6 protein-coding genes are annotated in these 6,056 nt (G+C 61.9%); 4 read left to right on the top strand and 2 right to left on the bottom strand.

The window, feature by feature from the left end:
• A partial coding sequence (locus QM716_RS24555; protein WP_283306753.1) for an amino acid ABC transporter ATP-binding protein occupies positions 1 to 687 on the top strand: 687 nt, incomplete at its 5' end.
• A 3-nt stretch (positions 688 to 690) separates the two neighbouring features.
• On the opposite strand, the gene QM716_RS24550 is transcribed toward QM716_RS24555, so the two are convergent.
• Positions 691 to 1,536 carry a class I SAM-dependent methyltransferase gene (locus tag QM716_RS24550; RefSeq protein WP_283306752.1) on the bottom strand — a complete coding sequence of 282 codons (846 nt, stop codon included), beginning with the start codon at positions 1,534 to 1,536 and terminating at the stop codon, positions 691 to 693.
• Between the two features lie 369 nt (positions 1,537 to 1,905).
• On the opposite strand from QM716_RS24550, the gene rpsA reads away from it, so the two are divergent.
• Together rpsA and QM716_RS24540 are read left to right on the top strand one after the other, a co-directional pair.
• Entirely contained in the window at positions 1,906 to 3,393 is a 1,488-nt protein-coding gene (rpsA, locus tag QM716_RS24545; RefSeq protein WP_283306751.1) for a 30S ribosomal protein S1, read from the top strand.
• Between the two features lie 202 nt (positions 3,394 to 3,595).
• Positions 3,596 to 4,393, top strand: coding sequence for a CPBP family intramembrane glutamic endopeptidase (locus QM716_RS24540; RefSeq protein WP_283306749.1), 798 nt, complete (start codon positions 3,596 to 3,598; stop codon positions 4,391 to 4,393).
• A gap of 66 nt (positions 4,394 to 4,459) precedes the next feature.
• On the opposite strand, the gene QM716_RS24535 is transcribed toward QM716_RS24540, so the two are convergent.
• Positions 4,460 to 4,681 (bottom strand): hypothetical protein, encoded by a 222-nt coding sequence (locus tag QM716_RS24535; protein ID WP_283306748.1) that lies wholly within the window; start codon positions 4,679 to 4,681, stop codon positions 4,460 to 4,462.
• 156 nt (positions 4,682 to 4,837) lie between these two features.
• Here QM716_RS24535 and coaE point away from each other — a divergent pair, with 156 nt between their 5' ends.
• Positions 4,838 to 6,052 carry a dephospho-CoA kinase gene (gene coaE, locus QM716_RS24530; RefSeq protein ID WP_283306747.1) on the top strand — a complete coding sequence of 405 codons (1,215 nt, stop codon included), beginning with the start codon at positions 4,838 to 4,840 and terminating at the stop codon, positions 6,050 to 6,052.
• The last annotated feature ends 4 nt before the right edge of the window (positions 6,053 to 6,056 follow it).

Raw genomic sequence — 6,056 nt, 5'->3', positions numbered from 1 at the left:
GAAATCGACCCTGGCCAAGTTTTGTGCCTCGTCGGACCGTCCGGGTCGGGCAAGTCGACGTTCTTGCGCTGTATCAATCACCTCGAGCAGGTCAACGCCGGCCGTCTGTATGTCGACGGCGACCTGGTCGGCTACTCGGAGAAGAACGGCAAGCTGTACGAACTCCACCCGCGAGCAGCGGCCAAACAACGCCGTGACATCGGGATGGTGTTTCAGCACTTCAACTTGTTCCCGCACCGCACCGCTCTCGAGAACATCATCGAAGCGCCGACGCAGGTCAAACGCGTCAGCAAGAAGAAGGCCGTCGAACGAGCGAAGGACCTCCTCGATCAGGTCGGGTTGAGCGCCAAAGCCAACGCGTACCCGGCCCAGTTGTCGGGCGGTCAGCAGCAAAGAGTTGCCATCGCCCGCGCTCTCGCGATGGACCCGAAGCTCATGCTGTTCGACGAGCCGACGTCCGCGCTCGACCCCGAACTGGTCGGTGAAGTTCTCACCGTGATGAAGCAGTTGGCCAAAGAGGGCATGACGATGGTGGTCGTCACCCACGAGATGGGTTTCGCCCGCGAGGTCGCAGATCAGTTGGTGTTCATGGACGGCGGAGTTGTGGTCGAGGCAGGCGAGCCCCGCGAACTCCTGGCCAATCCGCAGCACGATCGGACCAAGGCGTTCCTGTCGAAGCTGCTGTGACCGTCAGGGTTTGACGGCGCTGAAAATTGCCGTGCCCGGGAAGAGTTGGCCGCGGAGGGGACTCCACTGTCCCCATTCGCGGTCCAACCACTCCGGCCATTCGGGCTCGATGATGTCGCGGACCTGAAGTCCGGCGGCGACGATCTCACGAACCCGGTCACCGATGGTTCGGTGATGCTCGACGTAGGTAGGGACGCCGTTGTCGTCGACCTCGACGTACGGAGTGCGGTCGAAGTAGGGGAGCGTTGCCGTCAATCCCTTGGGCCCGGGATCGTCGGGGAAGATCCATCGAATCGGATGGTTGACCGCAAAGACCCACGATCCGCCGGGACGCAGAACTCGGGCGACTTCGTCCATCACCCGCTGTGAATCGGCCACGAACGGCACAGCTCCGAACGCGGAACAGACGATGTCGAAACTCTCGTCGGCAAATGGCAGGAGTTCGGCACTTGCCTGAATCAACGGGACTGCCGGTCCGCCGGCGTTCATCGCATCCTGCCCGCGCGCGAGCATCCCCATCGAGATGTCGAGTCCCACGGCCCGAGCGCCGTGTCCGGCGAGCCACCGGGCACAGGGAGCCGAGCCGCAACCAACCTCCAGTATGTCCTTGTCGACTATGTCGCCCAGCAAGTGATGATCGCCCTCGTGCAGTCCTTCGGGGCACCAGACGAATTCACCTTCTGCGCTGTTCACGCCCAGAAACTCGCCGTGGGTTCTGTGGTAATCGTCGGCGTCGGCGTCCCACCACGCGCGGCTGGCGCGGTCGCTGGCACTCGAATCGACACGGACCCGGCCGACGCCGCTGGTACCGAGAATGGAATTGGCGGCGGCATGGCGCTCGTCAGACATGAACAACACAGTAGAACGGGTGACGCGGCCGCAGGGTACCCGGGTTTGCCCGGCAAGATAGCCGACGCGTAGTCTTACTCACGCGAGTGTCTGTCATCCGACCGATTGTCTGCACGAGGTCTTTAACAAGATCGTCTTGACCAGGATCATCTTGGCCAGGATCTCGGAATCAGTCGGAACGAGAGAGCTCGCGGTGCGGTTCTGTGGTGTGGAATGTGATCAGGTATTCGGTTGTTCGTTATTGATGCAGCTGGGTACTTCGATCTAGTACTTCCAAAGAAGTACTTCCAACATTTGTACGCCACAGTTGCGCATCTCGTCCGACAAAATCCATCAACCGACCACAACTCGTCCGGAGCAATTCAACATATGCCCTCCACAACCGTCACCTCGCCGCAGGTTGCCATTAACGACATTGGCTCCGCCGAGGACTTCCTCGCCGCCATCGATGCCACGATCAAGTACTTCAACGATGGTGACATCGTCGAAGGAACCATCGTCAAGGTCGACCGCGACGAGGTTCTGCTCGACATCGGTTACAAGACCGAAGGCGTCATCCCTTCTCGTGAGCTCTCCATCAAGCACGACGTCGACCCCAACGAGGTCGTCTCCGTGGGAGATGCGGTCGAGGCTCTCGTCCTCACCAAGGAGGACAAAGAAGGTCGACTGATCCTGTCGAAGAAGCGCGCTCAGTACGAGCGTGCCTGGGGCACCATCGAGGAGCTCAAGGAGAAGGACGAGGCCGTCAAGGGCACCGTCATCGAGGTCGTCAAGGGCGGCCTCATCCTTGACATCGGTCTTCGTGGCTTCCTCCCCGCTTCGCTCGTCGAAATGCGTCGCGTCCGCGACCTCCAGCCGTATGTCGGCAAGGAGATCGAGGCCAAGATCATCGAGCTCGACAAGAACCGCAACAACGTGGTCCTGTCGCGCCGCGCATGGCTCGAGCAGACTCAGTCCGAGGTTCGCAGCGAATTCCTGCACCAGCTCCAGAAGGGCCAGGTCCGCAAGGGCGTCGTGTCCTCCATCGTCAACTTCGGTGCATTCGTGGACCTGGGCGGCGTAGACGGTCTGGTTCACGTTTCCGAGCTGTCTTGGAAGCACATCGATCACCCGTCCGAGGTTGTCGAGGTCGGCACCGAGGTCACCGTCGAGGTTCTCGACGTCGACCTGGACCGCGAGCGTGTCTCCCTGTCGCTCAAGGCAACGCAGGAAGATCCGTGGCGTCAGTTCGCCCGCACGCACGCCATCGGCCAGATCGTGCCCGGCAAGGTCACGAAGCTGGTTCCGTTCGGTGCATTCGTGCGCGTCGAAGAGGGAATCGAAGGCCTCGTTCACATCTCGGAGCTGGCAGAACGCCACGTCGAGGTTCCGGACCAGGTTGTCGGCGTCGGCGACGATGCACTCGTCAAGGTCATCGACATCGACCTCGAGCGTCGTCGTATCTCGCTGTCGCTGAAGCAGGCCAACGAGGATTACAACGCCGAGTTCGATCCGTCCAAGTACGGCATGGCCGACTCGTACGACGATCAGGGCAACTACATCTTCCCCGAGGGCTTCGATCCCGAGACCAACGAATGGCTCGAGGGCTTCGACAAGCAGCGCGAAGAGTGGGAGAACCGCTACGCCGAGGCTGAGCGTCGTCACAAGATGCACACCACTCAGATGGAGAAGACCGCTGCAGACGAGGCCGCTGAGGCTGCCACCGCTGCTGCCGGCTACTCCTCGGAGACGGCTGCTGCAGACGACGCCGAGGCTCCGGTTGCTGCCGGTGCTGCTCCGGCCGAGTCCGCTGGTGGATCGCTTGCCAGCGATGCACAGCTCGCCGCACTGCGCGAGAAGCTGTCGGGCAACGCCTGATTCGCGAAGTAATTGCCTGATCTGATCAGGTGAGATCGACCAGAAGGCCCCGATCCTGCACTTCAGGATCGGGGCCTTCCGGCATGTGTGCTGCACGGACCAGTACCTCGGTATCGATTGCCGATCACTCTCCAGGGTGACGACCGAGGGGGCCGACGCTTCCTAGGCTGGGGCTCCCCGACGAGCAGTCACGGAGAATTCGGTGCGCACACAAGAACATTCGGTCCATCCGCGCCCGTCGATCGTCGTCCCGCTGATCACCTTCCTCATGGTGTCGAGTCTGGTGTCGCCGATTCTCGAGTTCGTCCAGGCATCGTGCAGTCTGAATTCGGACGCGCTTCGGCTTACCCAGTTCTCAACTCTGTTCGGCGCAGCGGTGGTACTTGTCGGTTGGCGTGGCCGTCTGCCGTTTCCTGCGATCACGCGCTCGTCCGTTTTCGTGTCGGCATTTGTCACTACCACGGCGATGATCTGTGTTCTCGCCGGTATTGCCGTGCTCGACCGTCTTACCGATTCGAGATGGGTGCCGATTGACGTGTCGGCTCTTCCGATGTCGACGGTCGTACTCGGAGTTGTCGCGCTGGGCGTGGGGGCCGGCGCGGAGGAAATCGGGTGGCGAGGAATAGTGCAGCCTCTGCTCGAATCCCGGATCGGTCCGGTCCGGGCGATGATCGTCACCGGCGCGGTGTTCGGTCTCGGACACGTCTACGTACTGGCGTCCGGGGTGGCTGTCTATGTGCTGTTCGTTGTGGCTGCGATGGGGCTGTCGATCATTTTCGGAGCATTGACGACCGGACTGAGTCTTGGGCATCGAACACTTGTCGCGACGGTCGCGCATTGGGTGCTCAATCTGGGCTTGATCGTGTTCTTCTCGGACGGAGACACCTCGGAGGAATGGATGCTCGAAATGACGATTGCGGTGATGGCAGTGTCAGCCGTCGTCCTGGTCTTGCGGCTACCGTCACTGCGTGTTGTGGATCAGTGGCACTCGGACGGATGAGTATCGACGGGAATGGCCGTCGGCCCCGAGGGACCGACGACCATTTGTCGATTCTGGTGGGACGGGTCAGCGAAGTGCTGCGGGCGCCGGCACCCAATACGTAGCGGTGGCTTCGGCTGTGCGCTTGCGCATCGACGCGAAGCTGTGTCGACCCTGGCTCACGAGCATCGTGAACCAAGTGCGTCGGTGTTCTGCCAGGGCAAAAGCAACTTCCGGGAATTCGATACAGTGCACGCCGTTCGGCATTCCGAGGCGGTGCTGACCGTGATGGTCGCGATCTGCTCGCATGGCGTCCACTTTCTCGAGAAGGTGCAGGTAGAGTGCGTTCGCTAGAACATAACCGCACGGTCACCGAAATTGTGGTATTTGAGCCTCGAAGGCCTCGGCGTGTTCGATCTGTAGGCGTGTCTGAATCTCGGACGCGGAGATGAGAGACTGTCGAGTGTGTTGAGAGTAGGCCTCACTGGAGGCATCGGAGCCGGTAAGTCGACAGTGTCGAAAATCCTCAGCGAACTGGGAGCCGTCATCGTCGATGCCGACTTGATCGCCCGAGAAGTGGTCGAGCCAGGTACTCCTGGACTTGCCGCTCTGGCCGACGCATTCGGCGACGGGATTCTGTCCGAGGACGGCAGCCTCAACCGCCCCGCGTTGGCGTCGTTGGCGTTTGCCGACGACACGTCACGCGGAACTCTGAACGGCATCCTCCACCCACTGATCGGTGCGCGGACCATGGAGCAGATCTCGTCCGCGCCTTCGGATGCAGTGCTCGTTCAAGACATTCCGCTCTTGGTCGAGGGTTCGATGGCGCCGGCATTCAACCTGGTCGTCATCGTCTACGTCGACGAGGAGGAGCGAGTTCGACGCCTGGTGGGCTCACGCGGTATGCCGGAATCCGACGCTCGTGCGCGCATCGCAGCGCAGGCGAGAGACGATCAGCGTCGTGCTGTTGCCGACGTGTGGCTCGACAACAGCGGCGAGCCGGGTTCACTTGACGACGTGGTCCGTGACCTGTGGGCGAATCGACTTGTTCCCTTCGAGAAGAACGTCCGCGAGGGCACGGTGGTGCGCGGGCTTCCCGAGCTGACTCCAGCTGACCCGTCGTGGCCGGTGCAGGCGGAACGAATCATCGGCCGGTTGTCACTGGTGTCCGGTGACCGCGCGCGCCGGATCGATCACATCGGATCGACCGCAGTGCCTGGTCTCGATGGCAAGGACGTGATCGACATTCAGATCACTGTCGAGCACCTCGGCGTTGCCGATGATCTCGCGGAGGATCTGGCCGCTGCCGGGTTCCCCCGGATCGAGAACATCGTCGCTGACGACCCTAAACCGTCGTATCTCGGTGGCGAGACCGATCCGGCGGTGTGGGCGAAGCGAATTCACGGCAGCGCAGATCCAGGGCGCCGCGCGAACATACACATTCGGGTGGACGGTTGGCCGGGTCAGCAGTTCGCGATCCTCTTCCGTGACTGGCTTCGCGCCGACGCGTCGGCGCGTGCCGAGTACGCCGAACTCAAGGTCAAGGCGGCTGCGAGCGCTGCCGGCATCGACGACTACGCCTCGGCGATCGACGCCTATCTGGGGGTCAAGACCCCGTGGTTCGACGCCGCATTCCACCGGGCGTGGGAATGGGCCGAGAAATCAGGCTGGTCCCTCTAACGAC

This window comes from Rhodococcus sp. IEGM 1409 (genome assembly GCF_030056735.1).
In the GTDB taxonomy this organism is placed as follows: domain Bacteria; phylum Actinomycetota; class Actinomycetes; order Mycobacteriales; family Mycobacteriaceae; genus Rhodococcus_F.
Note: the sequence above shows the minus strand (reverse complement) of the source record. Positions and strands in the feature narration are given on the sequence as shown.